The sequence below is a fragment of the Erwinia pyri genome, assembly GCF_030758455.1.
Taxonomy (GTDB): domain Bacteria; phylum Pseudomonadota; class Gammaproteobacteria; order Enterobacterales; family Enterobacteriaceae; genus Erwinia; species Erwinia pyri.
In genome coordinates, this window is the sequence record NZ_CP132353.1 from 1,244,690 (window position 1) to 1,259,156 (window position 14,467).

The following is a 14,467-nucleotide window of genomic DNA, read 5'->3' on the forward strand; positions in this document are numbered from 1 at the left end:
TTCTGTTGTCCCTGTTATTTCGCGGGCCTCTGGCCCGCCAGAACCGGAGAATGCGCTGATGCGTCAGACCCTCAACGTTGCCGCCGTCGCGATTATCGCCTCGCTGGCTACCGTGGCGGCCCTTAAGGCGCCCACCATCATTGAAAAAGTGTCCAGCCTGACCGCAGGCAATGCCACCCAGCCTGAAGGATTCTGGCAGACGCCAGCGATCAAAGGATATGGCAAAATCCATAACCGGCCTGAGAGCGCGTTTCGCCCGCAAAGCAGCGAGCAGTACAACGTGGTTTTCCAGGTTCAGGATGGGCACGAGCCGAAAAAAGCGGTGAATGCCGAACTGGAGAAAGTAGCCCGCACGGTCAATCTTTATGTGGCTTCCGGCGTTCCGCTGGAGAGTCTGAAATTTGTCGTCGCCATCGCCGGGTCCGCCACGCCGGTGGTGCTGAACAATGAACGATATCGCGAAGAATTTGGGGTCGATAATCCCAATCTGCCGCTGATTGCCAGACTTCGTGAGGCGGGCGTCGTGGTTTCCGTTTGCGATCAGGCAGTCGCCGGGCATCGCTATGGCTTTGACTGGGTGGACAAAAATGTCACCCACGCGCTCTCTAACCTGACCACTATTACTACGCTGGAGAAAAAAGGCTATATGCTGATGCCGATGTAAGCGGCATCGCTTTTCTGCCTCTCTGCGGGTTATCAACAATCATTTTACTGTCATAAATCGCTGCTAACTTGCCTGCCATGAGATCGATCTCAGAGTGAGGGTAAGCGAGTGACAGATTTATTACGCGTGGCCAAACTGGCTGGTGTTTCCCGCGCAACGGCGGCCCGGGCATTTTCCTCGCCTGAGCTGGTGCGGGAAGAGACCCGGCATAACGTATTTGCGGCCGCCGAGCAGCTGGGCTTCCGTCCCAACCATATTGCCCGTCAGCTGCGCACGCAATCCTCGCGCACGCTGGGGGTGCTGCTTCCCTCCCTGAGAAATCCCGTCTTTGCCGAACAGCTGCAGGCCATGGAAATCGCTGCGCAGAAAAAGGGCTATGCGCTGCTGATCGCTACCAGTGATTATCAGCCCCAGCGGGAAGCTGAGATCGTCGAGAATATGCTGCGCCAGCGCGTTGACGGCCTGGTGCTGACCGTGGCAGATGCTGACAACAGCGCGGTACTCTCTGATCTCCAGCAGGAGGCTGTTCCCGTGGTGCTGGTGCATAATGCACCGCAAAAAATCGCGCTGCCTTCAGTCTGCGTGAATAACCGCCAGGCGATGCGGCAGGCCACAGAACATCTGCTGGCGCTGGGGCACCGGCATATCGGCATGATCGCCGGGCCGATCCTGCAGTCAGACCGTGCGCTGCAACGCTACCAGGGCTATTGCGACGCGATGAGCTCAGCCGGCCTGCAGCCCGCTTCCGTGCTGGAAATGCCCAGCCATACCCGCTCCGACTTACAGACCCTGCTGCCCGCTTTGCGTGGCGGCCAGGCAATGACCGCATTGCTTTGTACCAATGACCTTCTGGCCATCAGCGTGATGGGCGAGCTGCTGCGTGCGGGCTACCGCGTGCCGCAGCAAATTTCCATTATCGGCTTCGACGGCATTGACCTCGGGCGGCTGGTTTATCCGTCGCTGACCTCAGTAGTGCAACCTTTACGGAACATGGGAACCCAGGCGATTACGCATCTGCTGACGTTGATCGCCGGACAGCACGCTGACTCCCTCCTGCCGCTGCCCGCGCAGTTAAGGCTGGGGGAAAGCATCGCGCCGCCTCCTGTTCCGATTTTTCTATAACCTTTATGACACCAACATCCGGGAAAACTTATGTTACAGCGTAAACAGTTCAGCAAGATTGCCGCCGCCGCGCTGCTGGCGGGAAGTGCTCTGTTCAGTCAGATGGCGTCAGCCGCTGATGCCATTTGTTATAACTGCCCGCCAGAGTGGGCCGACTGGGGCACGCAGCTGAAAGCGATTGCCAGAGATACCGGGATCAACGTCCCGCAGGACAACAAAAACTCCGGCCAGGCGCTGGCACAGCTGGTGGCTGAAAAGGCCAATCCGGTAGCAGACGTGGCCTACCTGGGGGTGACCTTCGGCATCCAGGCAGCCAAATCTGATGTGGTTCAGCCCTATAAACCCGCAGAGTGGGATGCGATCCCGGCCGGAATGAAAGATCCTGACGGCAACTGGGTAGCGCTGCACTCCGGCACGATGGGCTTTATGGTGAACGTGGATGCGCTGGGCGGCCTGCCGGTACCGCAGTCCTGGAACGATCTGTTAAAGCCTGAATACAAAGGCATGATTGGCTTTCTCGATCCTTCAAGCGCCTTCGTTGGCTATGTTGGCGCTGTTGCGGCAAATCTGGCGATGGGCGGCACGCTGAATGATTTCGGTCCGGGCCTGGCTTACTTTAAAAAGCTCTCTGCCAATAAACCGATTGTGCCGAAGCAGACGGCTTATGCCCGGCTGCTCTCTGGCGAGATCCCGATTATGCTGGACTACGATTTCAACGCCTATCGTGCAAAGTATACCGACAAGGCCAACGTCGCCTTCGTGATCCCGAAAGAGGGGACTATCACCGTGCCTTACGTCATCAGCCTGGTGAAGAACGCGCCGCACGGCGACAACGGCAAAAAAGTGATCGACTATGTGCTTTCCGACAAGGGACAGGCTATCTGGGCCAACGCTTATCTGCGTCCGGTTCGTCCGGAAGCGATGTCGGCGGAAGCGAAAAAACGTTTCCTGCCGGAAAGCGACTATGCCCGTGCTAAAACGGTCAATTATCAGCAGATGGCTGATGTGCAGAAAGCTTTCTCTGCCCGTTATCTGAGCGAGATCCAGTAATGTCCGTGCCGTTGCTCAGCACCCCTACGCACGCCCAGCCGGGCGGACGTAGGGGGTCGCTTCTCCGCAAAGTGCAATGGATGCTGGTGCCAGCGCTGCTCTTTTTCGCCGCGTTCTGGCTGTTACCCTTCGCCAGACTGGTGATGATGGGGATGCAGCCCGATAACAGCACCGGCGTAAATGCTTACTGGACTATTCTCACCCAGCCGCAGTATCTCCGCAGCCTGGGCGTTACCGTGCTTCTCTCGCTGCTGGTCTCCCTGCTGGCGGTGGCTCTCTGTGCCATCACTGGCTGTTTCCTCGCCCGCCATCACTTTACCGGTCGCTCCGTTTTACTGGCCATGCTGACCTTCCCGCTCGCCTTTCCCGGCGTGGTGGTGGGATTTTTAGTGGTGATGCTGGCGGGGCGGCAGGGGCTGCTGGCGCAAATCAGCCTCGCGCTGTTTGGTGAGCGCTGGGTATTTGCCTACTCGCTGGCTGGCCTGTTTGTCGCCTACCTCTACTTTTCTGTTCCCCGCGTGGTGATGACGCTGGTGGCTGCCTGCGAAAAACTCGACCCGTCTTTGGAAGAGGCCGCGCGTTCTCTGGGCGCAAGCCAGTGGCGGGTGGTCTGGGATGTGATTGTTCCGGGCATCTCGCCCGCGCTCTTCTCCAGCGGTGCCATCTGTTTTGCCACCAGCATGGGCGCATTTGGTACGGCGTTTACGTTAGGGACCGATCTGAAGGTGCTGCCGCTGACCATCTACGGAGAGTTTACCAATTATGCCAATTTCGCCACTGCGGCCGCGCTGTCGGTAGCCATGGGCGGCGTGGCCTGGCTGGCACTCATTCTGGCGCGCTGGCTGGCCGGTGACCATAAGGGGATCGCGTGAAGAAACGCTCAAAACTGTTCTGGCTGCAGCTGACTTTTACCCTCAGCCTCTGCCTGTTTATGGTGGTGCCCATCCTGCTTTCCCTGCTGGCGGGCGTGACCACCAATGCTTTTGTTGGCCTGAAAAGTGGACTGACGCTTCGCTGGGTTGAACAGGTCTGGGAGATGTATGCGGGCACGTTGTGGCTCTCGGTGCTGATTGCGCTGAGCTGCGTGGCGTGCGTACTGCTGGTCGGCGTCCCCGCCGCATGGGGATTGCTGAAAACACCTTCCCGCTGGGCGGGCCGCATTGAGGAGTTTCTGTTGCTGCCGGTGGCGTTACCGGGGCTGGCGACAGCATTGGGGCTGATTGTGGTCTATGGCGGATTTCACGATCTGCGCAGCAGCTGGCTCTTTATTCTGATCGGTCACGTGCTCTTCACGCTGCCATTTATGGTGCGTCCGGTGCTGTCGGTCATGCGCACCAGCCAGCTGCTGCAGCTTGAAGAGGCGGCTGCCAGCCTGGGCGCCAGCTTCTGGCGGCGCTTCTTTACCGTTATCGTGCCGAACTGCCGCAACGGCATTCTGGCCGGCGCTTTTATGGTGCTGACGCTCTCAATGGGTGAGTTCAATATCACCTGGATGCTGCATACGCCGCTGACTAAAACTTTGCCGGTTGGGCTGGCGGACAGCTATGCCTCAATGCGACTGGAAGTGGGTTCAGCTTACACACTGATTTTTCTGGCGATCGTCCTGCCGCTGCTGATGGCAATGAGCTGGCTGACCCGGCTTACGCAGCGCCGGACGGACGCCGGAACGCTATCTGTTAAGGAGACAGTCTGATGGCAGACTCCCTGAGTATTCATTTACGTCGTTGTTCACGCACGTTTGCCGGCAATGCCGTTGCTCTGCACCCCTCTGATTTAGATATCGTGGCGGGTGAAACGCTGGTGCTGCTGGGGCCTTCTGGCTGCGGCAAAACCACCACGCTGCGTATTATCAGCGGTCTGGAGTCTTCGGACGAGGGGGGAGAAGTCTGGTTTGGCGATCGTAACGTCACCGCGCTGCCGATCGAAAAACGCAATGTCGGCATGGTGTTCCAGAACTATGCGCTGTTTCCCAATATGAACGTGGCCGACAACGTGGGTTACGGCCTGCGCATTCAGGGTATCAACAAAACCGAGCGCCGGGCACGAGTGGACGAGATGCTGGCGATGGTGGATCTGCTGCCTTTTGCGCATCGTCCCGTTCAGGCGCTCTCGGGGGGGCAGAAGCAGCGCGTCTCGCTGGCTCGCGCGCTGGCGGCCCGGCCCAAAGTGCTGCTGTTTGACGAGCCGCTGGCAGCACTGGACGTGAAGCTTCGCGAGCGCCTGCGGGAAGAGATTGGGCATCTGCTGCGCAAGCTGGGTATGACGGCCGTCTATGTCACGCACGATCAGCAGGAAGCGATGGCGCTGGGCGATCGCATCGCCGTGCTTGAGCGGGGCCGCGTTGTGCAAATCGGCACTCCGCGGGAGATCTATCAACATCCCGCAACCCGTTTTGTGGCGGATTTTGTGGGTGCCATTAACTGCATTCAGCCCGCAACAAGCGGGAGGCCTGCACGCTATTGCCGTCCTGAAGATATTCAGCTGAGCCAGACAGCCACCGGGCACCGCAGCGGACGGATAGTTGAGCAGCTGTTCCTGGGAGCCAGCCAGCGTCTGTTTATTGATATTGGCGGCGAAAAGCCTGTTCAGGTGGAGCGTGCTGCCCGCGAGCAGTGGCACACTGGCCAGCAGGTTGGGGTAATTATCGCCGACGAACTGATGATGAATTTTGATTAAGGTGAACAAAGGAAATCTATTGTGACTCAGCAAGCTGTTCTAATCGCGCAAATCAGTGATTTACATATTAAAGCTGGCGGAAAACTCTCTTATCGCCAGGTCGACACGCTGGGGGCGCTGCGAAAAGCAATCAGCCGACTGAACTCGCTCTCTCCGCGCCCTGATGCTGTGGTCATTACCGGAGACCTTGTCGACTTCGGCAATCAGGAAGAGTATCAGACTTTGCAAGTGGCGCTGGGGGCGCTGGAAATTCCCTACTGGCTGATGGTGGGAAATCATGACGATCGGCAGGCGGTGCGCAAAGTCTTCGCCGGACAAACTGAGCTTTTTCAGCACCACGAATTTATCCAGTGGGAAGCAGAGTGCGGGCCGTTACGCCTGCTGGCGCTGGACTCCACCGTGCCCGGCGAGCCGCAGGGCGAACTCTGTGCCGGGCGGCTGAACTGGCTGGAGGAGAAGCTGGAGGAGCAACCTTCACGCGCAACGCTGGTGATGCTTCATCATCCGCCCTTTATCAGCGGCATTGAGCATATGGATCGTCAGCGTTTACAAAACCCTCAGCAGCTGGCTACCGTGCTGGAGAAGCATTCACAGGTAGAACGCGTGCTCTGCGGGCATCTCCACCGTAGCATGCACGTTGCCTTTGCGGGAACGGTTGCCTGTAGCGCGCCTGGCGTTTCCCACCAGGTAGCGCTGGATCTGCGCCCGGATGGCCCGGCGCACTTTTGCCTGGAACCTGCCGGATTTTTACTGCATCGCTGGACGCCAGAGCAGGGTGTTATCACCCATCAGTGCGTCATTGAGCAGTCTGACGGCCCCTATCCTTTCTATGACGAGAACGGATTGATCGATTAAATCAAATTTTTATTGGCACAAAAGGGGTCGAATTATTCCCAAAATGAACGAGAGGTGTACAATTGGCGTGTGCTTTACCAGGGCATAACACGCAGTTACTAAACGAAACGCGCACAAAAAATAATAAGGCGCTACATATGAATCGCTTCATCGAGGTGAGTCCATGTTGAGGCTTAGTCGCCCCAAGACGGACTTGCGTACGCTTATTACATTATTAGCCGTGGCCAGCATTGTGATTACGCTGGCCAACTCGCTCTACGCCACCTGGCGCGTACAGCGCGAAGTGCTGATTACCAATACGCTGGAAACAAACCGCGTCTACGCCACCAAACTCGCTTCCACCACCGAAATGTTCTTTCAGCTGGCTCAGTCCCAGCTGGCCTACAGCGCGAAAGTGCTGGGTGAGGGAATGGATGATGAAGCGGCGCTGCAGAGTGAAGTCGATCGCCTGCGCGAACAGACTAACAGCTTCAACTCGGTGGTCATTGTGGATGCTAAGGGCTGGGTAAAAGCGATCTCTCCGGAGTCGCTGATGCTGAAAGGCATGCATCTCACCACCAGTTCCACCACTCAGGCGCTGACAGAGCGTAAGCCGCTGATTAGCAAACCGACCATTTCGGCTGCCAATAATTTAATGGTGTTCGTCTCTTATCCGGTCTGGTCAAAGACCGGTAGCTATCTGGGCTTTGTCGGCGGCACGATTTACCTGAAGAAAAAAAGCATTCTGAATGAGCTGCTGGGCGAGCAGTTCTATCGCGACGGCTCTTCGCTCTATGTGGTGGATGGCGATAACCGCGTGCTCTATCACCAGAATGGCAGGCTGGTGGGGCAGAAAATAGCGCCGCTTATCAGCCGCTCTCTGCTGCAGAAGAACGGTAACGGCTATCAGGAGATCCCGAAACAGAGCGGTGAGCCGATGCTGGCTGGCTATGCCAGCGTCCCGACGCCGGGCTGGATGATTGTGGCGCTGAAGCCGACCCAGACCACGCTCGAACCGCTTAACAGCCTGCTGTTCAAGGTACTGCAACACTCCGTGCCCTTTGCCCTGCTGACGCTGATTTGCGCGTGGATCCTCGCCCGCCTGATTGCGTTACCGCTCTGGCAGCTGGCGCGTAAGGCGAGCCAGATGGATGCTCCCGGCGTCTCTAAAGAGATTAACGGTATCCACTCCTGGTATTATGAAGCGTCGCAAATCAAGCGCGCCATGTTGGCGGGTATCGGTCTGTTGCAGGACAAAATTGGCCGCCTGAAGTTTGAGGTACAAACTGACCCGATGACGGCGCTGCTTAACCGTCGCGGCCTGAATGCGGTGCTGGAGTATTTTCTGGCGACCCGTCAGCCTTTTGCCGTACTGGTGCTGGATATCGACCACTTCAAACGGGTTAACGATACCTGGGGACACGATGTGGGCGACAGCGTTATCAAAAGCGTGGCGGAGCAGCTGGGGAAAAGTTCACGGCAGACCGATGTGGTGTGCCGTAACGGCGGCGAAGAGTTCCTGATGATCCTGCCGGGTGCCGACCGTGACATCGCCATAGTGATTGCCGAACGCGTACGTAAGAAGATTGAAGCGCTGGAGCTGCCGGTAGTGGGGCATATCTCTATCTCCATTGGCGTGGCGTTCTGGACTGCCGATGAGCGTCCGATGGAGCTGGTGTTCAAGCAGGCCGATGATGCGCTTTATCAGGCAAAAAATGGTGGCCGCAACCGGGTGGTGACCAGCCAGCCCGAGCTGGTTGAAGCCGGTGAACTTCAGCGCCGTAACGGATAGCCTTTAAGCCTGAATCAAACGGCCTGAGCCGATCCTCTGGTGAGCCTGCGTTGCTGACACATTCTGATTAACCTTTTGCGCCGGAATTTAGCTAACGTTCCGGCTGCATGCTGGCCAGGCTCGGGGCCAGCGCGTCACGCGACAGCGCCCGATCCTTTCAGGTAGACTGGTTCCCCCCTTAAGTACGCAAGGACGTTTTTCATGCTGGACCTCTTAATACAGTGGTATCGCCGCCGTTTCAGCGACCCGCAGGCAATTGCGCTGCTGGCTATTCTGATCGCCGCCTTCTGTATTCTCTTTTTCTTTAACGGCCTGCTGGCACCGCTGCTGGTGGCGTTAGTGGTGGCGTATCTGCTGGAGTGGCCCACCGTCCGGCTCGAACGTCTGGGCTGCTCGCGCACCTGGGCGACCACCATTGTACTGATTATTTTCGCCTCTCTGCTGCTGGTGCTGGTGCTGGTTGTAGCACCAGTCGCCTGGCAGCAGGGGATCAATCTGGCGCATGAAATGCCCACCATGCTCAACAAACTTTACCAGTTTGCTACCCGCCTGCCGGAGCGCTTCCCCACGCTGATGGATGTCGGCATCGTGGATATCGTGATAGAAAACCTGCGCAGCCGCCTCAGCGGCATGGGCGACCAGCTGGTAAAATATTCGCTCGCCTCGCTGGTGGGGATCATGACGCTGGCTATCTATCTGGTGCTGGTGCCGCTGATGGTCTTCTTCCTGCTGAAAGATAAAGAGCAGATGCTGGCAGCCATCCGTCGCGTATTGCCGCGCAACCGGGGTCTGGCCGGGCAGGTCTGGCTGGAGATGAATCAGCAGGTTTCCAACTACATTCGTGGCAAAGTGCTGGAGATGGTGGTGGTGGGCATCGCCACCTGGATCGGCTTTTTGGCGATCGGCATGAACTATGCGCTGCTGCTGGCGGTGCTGGTCGGCTTTTCGGTGCTCATTCCTTATGTCGGCGCGCTGGCGGTAACCATCCCGGTGATAGGCGTTGGGCTGGCGCAGTGGGGGCTGGGGGGCGATTTCTGGACGATGATTATTGTTTATCTGATCATTCAGGGGCTGGATGGCAATATTCTGGTGCCGGTGCTCTTTTCGGAAGCGGTCAACCTGCATCCGCTGGTGATTATTCTCTCGGTGGTGATATTTGGCGGGCTGTGGGGCTTCTGGGGCGTGTTCTTTGCCATTCCGCTGGCAACGCTGATTAAGGCGGTGGTGCATGCCTGGCCGGACGAGCTCTATATGGAGAATAAAAAGCTGAAGTAGCGGCAGGGCAGGGGCGAAAACAAAAAGGGCGGAGATCCTCCGCCCTTACGATCGTCAGGCAGACTTCAGATGATCCATCACGATATCGTGGTGATTAGCCGTTTTGAACTCATCAAACACCTTCTCGACCTTGCCATCTGTGCCAATCAGGAAGCTGATGCGATGGATACCATCATAGGTTTTCCCCATAAATGTTTTCTCGCCCCAGATGCCAAATTGCTCACAAACCTGATGGTCCTCATCGGAAAGCAGCGTGAAGTTCAGCAGCTCTTTCTCGACAAAGCGCGACAGTTTTTCAGGCTTATCGGTGCTGATGCCTAACACTTCAACGCCAGCTTCTTTCAGCTCGTCCATGCTGTCACGCAGTCCACACGCCTGTACGGTGCAGCCTGGCGTCATCGCCTTCGGGTAAAAATAGACCAGAACGCGCTGTCCCTGGAAGTCGGTTAAATTTACTTGTTCGCCATCCTGATCGGGCAAGCTAAATTTCGGTGCGGTATCACCGGCTTTCAGTGGATTCATCACTACTCTCCGTTTTCTCATCTTGCTGTGGATACTGAACGACGTTAATAGTGCCTTGCGCCTGCAATTCTGTACAGAGTCGGTTAAAAGCCTGCTCAATAAATGACGCATCCTGGCTGGCCGGGCTGTGGGCGGTTATTTGAATATAGAGTAAAGGCGGCTGGTTTTCTTGCGCAGGCTGCGTTCGGGAGACCAGTTCAGCGATATTCATCTGATGCGAATCAAACAGATCGGTGAAGCGCTCAATAATGTGTGGAGAGTCGGTAACCTCGACCTGCACCCAAACCGAGGCGGGCATCGCCGGGCGTTCGCGGAACGAGGTGCGTTTCATCACGATCAACAGCTCCAGCTCTGCGCCCTTCAGCGGCAGCGTAGACTCAATCAGCGTGATCGCATTCCAACTGCCGGAAAGCAGCATAATAAAACTGAATTCCTCACCCAGCATGGCCAGACGGCTATCTTCAATGTTGCAACCGCAGCTGCTGACGTGGCGGGTGATGGTATTAACAATCCCCGGACGGTCGACTCCCAGTGCGGTAATAACCAGATGATGAAGCTGTGACTGCGGCAAAATGATGCTTCCTGTACGTCTCAGTGATTAGCAATTGTGATAACGCTAAGGTAAACATAAAAAATACCCTGTGCCAAGTGACCTGGCGGGTTGTCTGCTTGCTTTTAGAGTGCCGTAAACCGTACCATGAGGCACTTGTTTGTGGAGGGGATGGCAAATGTTCACGGGAAGTATTGTTGCGCTCGTTACGCCGATGGATGACAAAGGGTATGTCTGCCGTGCGAGTTTAAAAAAACTGATTGATTATCATGTTGCCAGCGGAACGGCGGCAATTGTCTCTGTAGGGACCACCGGTGAATCTGCCACGTTAAGCCATGAAGAGCATGCTGAAGTGGTGATGCTGACGCTGGAGCTGGCCGACGACCGTATTCCGGTGATCGCCGGAACCGGTGCTAACGCAACCTCGGAAGGTATTGCGCTGACTAAACGCTTTGAGAACAGTGGCGTGGTTGGCTGTCTGACCGTGACCCCGTACTACAATCGTCCAACTCAGGAAGGTCTTTTCCAGCACTTTAAAGCGATTGCGGAAAGCACCGAACTGCCTCAGATGCTCTATAACGTTCCTTCCCGTACCGGCTGCGATATGCTGCCCGAGACGGTGGGGCGCCTGGCGAAAATAAAAAATATTATCGGAATCAAAGAGGCAACCGGGAACTTATCGCGGGTTAGTCAGATCCAAGAGCTGGTTGATGAAGATTTCATTCTGGTCAGTGGTGATGACGCCACTTCCCTCGACTTTATGCAACTGGGCGGACAGGGTGTAATCTCTGTGACGGCAAATATTGCCGCGCGCGAAATGGCAGAATTGTGCAAACTGGCGAAACAGGGCAACTTTTCTGAAGCGCGACGCCTTAATCAGCGCCTGATGCATCTGCATCAGAAGCTATTTATTGAGCCTAATCCTGTCCCGGTAAAATGGGCTGCTAAGCAGTTAGGATTAATTGCAACCGACACGCTGCGTCTGCCGATGACGCCGATGACTGATGCCGGTCGTCCGGTTGTTGAGCAGGCACTGAAAAGCGCAGGTCTGCTGTAAATTTAGGGAGTATTAATGGCTTATTCAGGTCAAAAGTCCACGGTAGCAACGGTGGTGGGGCTTTCTTTGGTGATGCTGCTGGCAGCATGTTCCAGCGATCAGCGTTACAAGCGCCAGGTGAGCGGCGATGAATCTTATCTGAAAGCGGATGATGTCAGCGATCTGCATGCCCCGGCAGGGATGGTGATGCCGCTGCAGAACGGTGATTATGATATTCCTTCCGCCAGCACCTCGGGCGCCATCGGCAAGCAGCTGGATATCCGTCCACCGGCTCAGCCTCTGGCTCTGATGAACGGTACCCGCACGCAGTTTGCCGGTAATTCTGGCGTACTGCTGCTGGATAACGGCAAAACTGGCTCGCTGTGGCCGCAGGTTGTTGATGTGGTGCAGGCGAAAAACTTCACCATCGCCAGCCGTACCGATGCCAGCCAGACGCTCTCTACCGACTGGGTGCAGTGGAACCGTGCCGATGAAGATCATCAGTATCGTGGCCGCTACCAGATCAGCGTGCAGCAGCAGGGCTATCAGCAGGCGCTCACCGTTAAACTGCTGGAACTGCAGCAGGAAAACAAAGATGTGAACTCGCCGGTTCAGCTGCAGCGTTACACTGCGCAGATGCTGAACGAGCTGAGCAGCGGGCTGGATAAAATCGAAACCACCCGTGAGAACACCGCCGCCCAGCGCAGCGCGACGCAAATCGACGTGCAGAGCGGCGCTGATGATACCGGCCTGCCTGACCTGATCGTCCGTGCGCCGTTCAATACCGTCTGGGAGCGTCTGCCAGCGGCAATGGAACGCATCGGCATGACCGTAACGGATAAAAACCGTTCTCAGGGCAGCATGAGCGTGACCTATAAGACGCCGGACAGCGATGTCTGGGATCAGGTTGGCGCAAAAGATCCGGGTCTGACCAACGGCGACTATAAGCTTCAGGTCGGCGATCTGGATAACCGCAGCAGCCTGCAGTTCCTGGATCCGAAAGGCCATACGCTGACCCAGTCGCAAAACGACGCGCTGGTTGCCGTATTCCAGGCAGCTTTCAGCAAGTAATATCCTCAGGCCGGACCCCTCCGGCCTTTTTTATTCCCTGCTACGTAAACGATTGCTTCGGTTTTTACGCCGCAGAGAATAAACTAGAGAGAGCACAATTTTTTCCGTTCTATTTTTGGAGTTTAACAAGATGCAAAAGCAAGCTGAGTTGTATCGCGGCAAAGCGAAAACCGTTTACAGCACCGAAAACCCGGATCTGTTGGTACTCGAATTCCGCAATGATACGTCAGCACTGGACGGTGAGCGTATCGAACAGTTTGATCGTAAAGGGATGATTAACAACAAGTTCAATCATTTCATCATGACCAAACTGCAGGAAGCCGGTATCCCTACCCAGATGGAAGCGCTGCTCTCCGATAACGAAGCGCTGGTGAAAAAGCTGGATATGGTGCCGGTGGAGTGCGTGATCCGCAACCGTGCTGCTGGCTCGCTGGTGAAGCGTCTGGGCGTGGAAGAGGGGATGATCCTCAATCCGCCGCTGTTTGACCTGTTCCTGAAAGATGACGCCAAACACGACCCGATGGTGAATGAGTCCTATTGCGAAACCTTCGGCTGGGTGAATAAAGAGAACCTGGCCCGCATGCGTGAGCTGACTTACCAGGCCAATGATGTGCTGAGCAAACTTTTCTCCGACGCTGGACTGATTCTGGTGGACTTCAAGCTGGAGTTTGGCCTGTTTAAGGGCGAAGTGGTGCTGGGTGATGAATTCTCTCCGGACGGTGCCCGTCTGTGGGACAAAGAGACCCTGGATAAGATGGACAAAGATCGCTACCGCCAGAGTCTGGGTGGCCTGATCGAAGCTTACGAAGAAGTGGCCAATCGCCTCGGCGTGAAGCTGTAACCTGTTTTCAGGCTGCGGCGCTCTGTCGCAGCTTTCTCCTCTTCCGTTATTCTCATTTTTCCTGCACGCCGACTACTGACTCGCCGCTTAACCTCCTCAAGGCTGGTGTTACGAGTGACACCCGACTAAAATCAATGCAACAGCCGTGAAGTGACAATAACGAGAGGTAGTTTATGCGTTGGCAAGGGCGCCGTGATAGCGACAATGTGGAAGATCGCCGTAGTGAGTCTGGCTCTATGGGCAGCGGACGAATGCGCATACCTCGTGGCAAAGGGGGGATCATCCTGCTGATTGTGGTGGTGATCGCCAGTTATTATGGATATGACCTCAGCCCCCTGCTGACTGGTGAGTCCACATCCGTGACCCAGCCAGCGTCTCAACGCCAGGGCAGCAATCCACAGCAGGATGAAGCTGCGAAATTCACCTCGGTGATGCTCGCCACCACGGAAGATACCTGGCAACAACTTTTCCAGAAAATGGATAAAACTTACACGCCGCCCAAGTTGGTGATGTACCGTGGCGCAACGCGCACCGGTTGCGGGACGGGGCAGTCGGTCATGGGGCCGTTTTATTGTCCCGCTGACAGCACGGTTTATATCGATCTCTCTTTTTATGATGAGATGAGAAACAAGCTGGGTGCCGAAGGTGATTTTGCGCAGGGCTATGTGATTGCGCATGAGGTGGGCCACCACGTGCAAAAACTGCTGGGGATTGAACCTAAAATCCGGCAGATGCAGCAGGGCGCAAGCCAGAAGCAGGTTAACCAGCTATCAGTAAAAATGGAGCTTCAGGCAGACTGCTTCGCAGGCGTCTGGGGCTACTACATGCAGAAAGAGAACGTGCTGGAAACTGGCGATCTGCAGGAAGCGCTGAATGCCGCAGAAGCTATAGGCGACGACCGGCTGCAACAGCGCGGGCAGGGACGGGTAGTCCCGGACAGCTTCACCCACGGCACCTCCGAACAGCGTTATACCTGGTTTAAAACAGGCTTCGACAGCGGCAATCCCGGCCAGTGCGACACCTTTAGTCGCTGA

15 protein-coding genes are annotated in these 14,467 nt (G+C 56.3%); 13 read left to right on the forward strand and 2 right to left on the reverse strand.

All coding sequences use genetic code 11. The features are described 5' to 3' along the window. The first annotated feature begins 58 nt into the window (after nt 1-58). The 9 genes from Q3V30_RS05815 (at nt 59) to Q3V30_RS05855 (ending at nt 9,413) form a co-directional block, all read left to right on the forward strand. On the forward strand, nt 59-664 hold the full coding sequence (locus tag Q3V30_RS05815) for a DsrE family protein (protein ID WP_306211367.1): 606 nt from the start codon (nt 59-61) through the stop codon (nt 662-664). Nucleotides 665-772: 108 nt separating this feature from the next. Further along, on the forward strand, nt 773-1,786 hold the full coding sequence (locus Q3V30_RS05820; RefSeq protein WP_306211369.1) for a LacI family DNA-binding transcriptional regulator: 1,014 nt from the start codon (nt 773-775) through the stop codon (nt 1,784-1,786). A 30-nt stretch (nt 1,787-1,816) separates the two neighbouring features. Next, nucleotides 1,817-2,836 (forward strand): ABC transporter substrate-binding protein, encoded by a 1,020-nt coding sequence (locus Q3V30_RS05825; RefSeq protein WP_306211371.1) that lies wholly within the window; start codon nt 1,817-1,819, stop codon nt 2,834-2,836. Further along, nucleotides 2,836-3,708, forward strand: coding sequence for an ABC transporter permease (locus tag Q3V30_RS05830; protein ID WP_306211373.1), 873 nt, complete (start codon nt 2,836-2,838; stop codon nt 3,706-3,708). The genes Q3V30_RS05825 and Q3V30_RS05830 overlap by 1 nt, the downstream gene beginning before the upstream one ends. A gap of 59 nt (nt 3,709-3,767) precedes the next feature. Continuing rightward, the gene (locus Q3V30_RS05835) at nt 3,768-4,529 is read left to right on the forward strand and encodes an ABC transporter permease (protein WP_306213100.1); all 762 of its coding nucleotides are present in this window, start codon (nt 3,768-3,770) and stop codon (nt 4,527-4,529) included. After that, nucleotides 4,529-5,512 carry an ABC transporter ATP-binding protein gene (locus Q3V30_RS05840; protein ID WP_306211374.1) on the forward strand — a complete coding sequence of 328 codons (984 nt, stop codon included), beginning with the start codon at nt 4,529-4,531 and terminating at the stop codon, nt 5,510-5,512. Before Q3V30_RS05835 ends, Q3V30_RS05840 begins: the two co-directional genes overlap by 1 nt. Nucleotides 5,513-5,533: 21 nt before the next feature. Then, nucleotides 5,534-6,367 carry a phosphodiesterase gene (locus tag Q3V30_RS05845; RefSeq protein ID WP_306211375.1) on the forward strand — a complete coding sequence of 278 codons (834 nt, stop codon included), beginning with the start codon at nt 5,534-5,536 and terminating at the stop codon, nt 6,365-6,367. Nucleotides 6,368-6,530: 163 nt separating this feature from the next. Beyond that, nucleotides 6,531-8,138 carry a sensor domain-containing diguanylate cyclase gene (locus tag Q3V30_RS05850; RefSeq protein WP_306211376.1) on the forward strand — a complete coding sequence of 536 codons (1,608 nt, stop codon included), beginning with the start codon at nt 6,531-6,533 and terminating at the stop codon, nt 8,136-8,138. A gap of 201 nt (nt 8,139-8,339) precedes the next feature. Further along, entirely contained in the window at nt 8,340-9,413 is a 1,074-nt protein-coding gene (locus Q3V30_RS05855) for an AI-2E family transporter (protein ID WP_306211377.1), read from the forward strand. A 54-nt stretch (nt 9,414-9,467) separates the two neighbouring features. Here the strand turns inward: Q3V30_RS05855 and bcp are convergent, their stop codons facing one another. Beyond that, nucleotides 9,468-9,935: a thioredoxin-dependent thiol peroxidase gene (bcp, locus tag Q3V30_RS05860; RefSeq protein ID WP_306211378.1), complete on the reverse strand. Its 468-nt coding sequence runs from the start codon at nt 9,933-9,935 to the stop codon at nt 9,468-9,470. After that, the gene (locus Q3V30_RS05865) at nt 9,913-10,506 is read right to left on the reverse strand and encodes a glycine cleavage system transcriptional repressor (protein WP_306211379.1); all 594 of its coding nucleotides are present in this window, start codon (nt 10,504-10,506) and stop codon (nt 9,913-9,915) included. The genes bcp and Q3V30_RS05865 overlap by 23 nt, the downstream gene beginning before the upstream one ends. Before the next feature lie 157 nt (nt 10,507-10,663). Here Q3V30_RS05865 and dapA point away from each other — a divergent pair, with 157 nt between their 5' ends. From dapA to ypfJ, 4 genes are all read left to right on the forward strand, one after another. Next, a complete protein-coding gene (dapA, locus tag Q3V30_RS05870) occupies nt 10,664-11,542 on the forward strand; it encodes a 4-hydroxy-tetrahydrodipicolinate synthase (protein ID WP_306211380.1) in 879 nt (292 codons plus the stop codon). A 15-nt stretch (nt 11,543-11,557) separates the two neighbouring features. Next, a complete protein-coding gene (gene bamC, locus Q3V30_RS05875; protein WP_306211381.1) occupies nt 11,558-12,592 on the forward strand; it encodes an outer membrane protein assembly factor BamC in 1,035 nt (344 codons plus the stop codon). Between the two features lie 130 nt (nt 12,593-12,722). Beyond that, nucleotides 12,723-13,433 (forward strand): phosphoribosylaminoimidazolesuccinocarboxamide synthase, encoded by a 711-nt coding sequence (gene purC / locus Q3V30_RS05880; protein WP_306211382.1) that lies wholly within the window; start codon nt 12,723-12,725, stop codon nt 13,431-13,433. A gap of 173 nt (nt 13,434-13,606) precedes the next feature. Further along, nucleotides 13,607-14,467 carry a KPN_02809 family neutral zinc metallopeptidase gene (ypfJ, locus tag Q3V30_RS05885; protein WP_306211383.1) on the forward strand — a complete coding sequence of 287 codons (861 nt, stop codon included), beginning with the start codon at nt 13,607-13,609 and terminating at the stop codon, nt 14,465-14,467.

Coding starts and splice junctions, on each gene's coding strand:
- bcp (WP_306211378.1), bottom strand. CDS start 9,935: ATGAATCCACTGAAAGCCGGTGATACCGCACCGAAATTTAGCTTGCCC.
- Q3V30_RS05815 (WP_306211367.1), top strand. CDS start 59: ATGCGTCAGACCCTCAACGTTGCCGCCGTCGCGATTATCGCCTCGCTG.
- Q3V30_RS05855 (WP_306211377.1), top strand. CDS start 8,340: ATGCTGGACCTCTTAATACAGTGGTATCGCCGCCGTTTCAGCGACCCG.
- bamC (WP_306211381.1), top strand. CDS start 11,558: ATGGCTTATTCAGGTCAAAAGTCCACGGTAGCAACGGTGGTGGGGCTT.
- ypfJ (WP_306211383.1), top strand. CDS start 13,607: ATGCGTTGGCAAGGGCGCCGTGATAGCGACAATGTGGAAGATCGCCGT.
- dapA (WP_306211380.1), top strand. CDS start 10,664: ATGTTCACGGGAAGTATTGTTGCGCTCGTTACGCCGATGGATGACAAA.
- Q3V30_RS05840 (WP_306211374.1), top strand. CDS start 4,529: ATGGCAGACTCCCTGAGTATTCATTTACGTCGTTGTTCACGCACGTTT.
- purC (WP_306211382.1), top strand. CDS start 12,723: ATGCAAAAGCAAGCTGAGTTGTATCGCGGCAAAGCGAAAACCGTTTAC.
- Q3V30_RS05830 (WP_306211373.1), top strand. CDS start 2,836: ATGTCCGTGCCGTTGCTCAGCACCCCTACGCACGCCCAGCCGGGCGGA.
- Q3V30_RS05850 (WP_306211376.1), top strand. CDS start 6,531: ATGTTGAGGCTTAGTCGCCCCAAGACGGACTTGCGTACGCTTATTACA.
- Q3V30_RS05825 (WP_306211371.1), top strand. CDS start 1,817: ATGTTACAGCGTAAACAGTTCAGCAAGATTGCCGCCGCCGCGCTGCTG.
- Q3V30_RS05835 (WP_306213100.1), top strand. CDS start 3,768: ATGGTGGTGCCCATCCTGCTTTCCCTGCTGGCGGGCGTGACCACCAAT.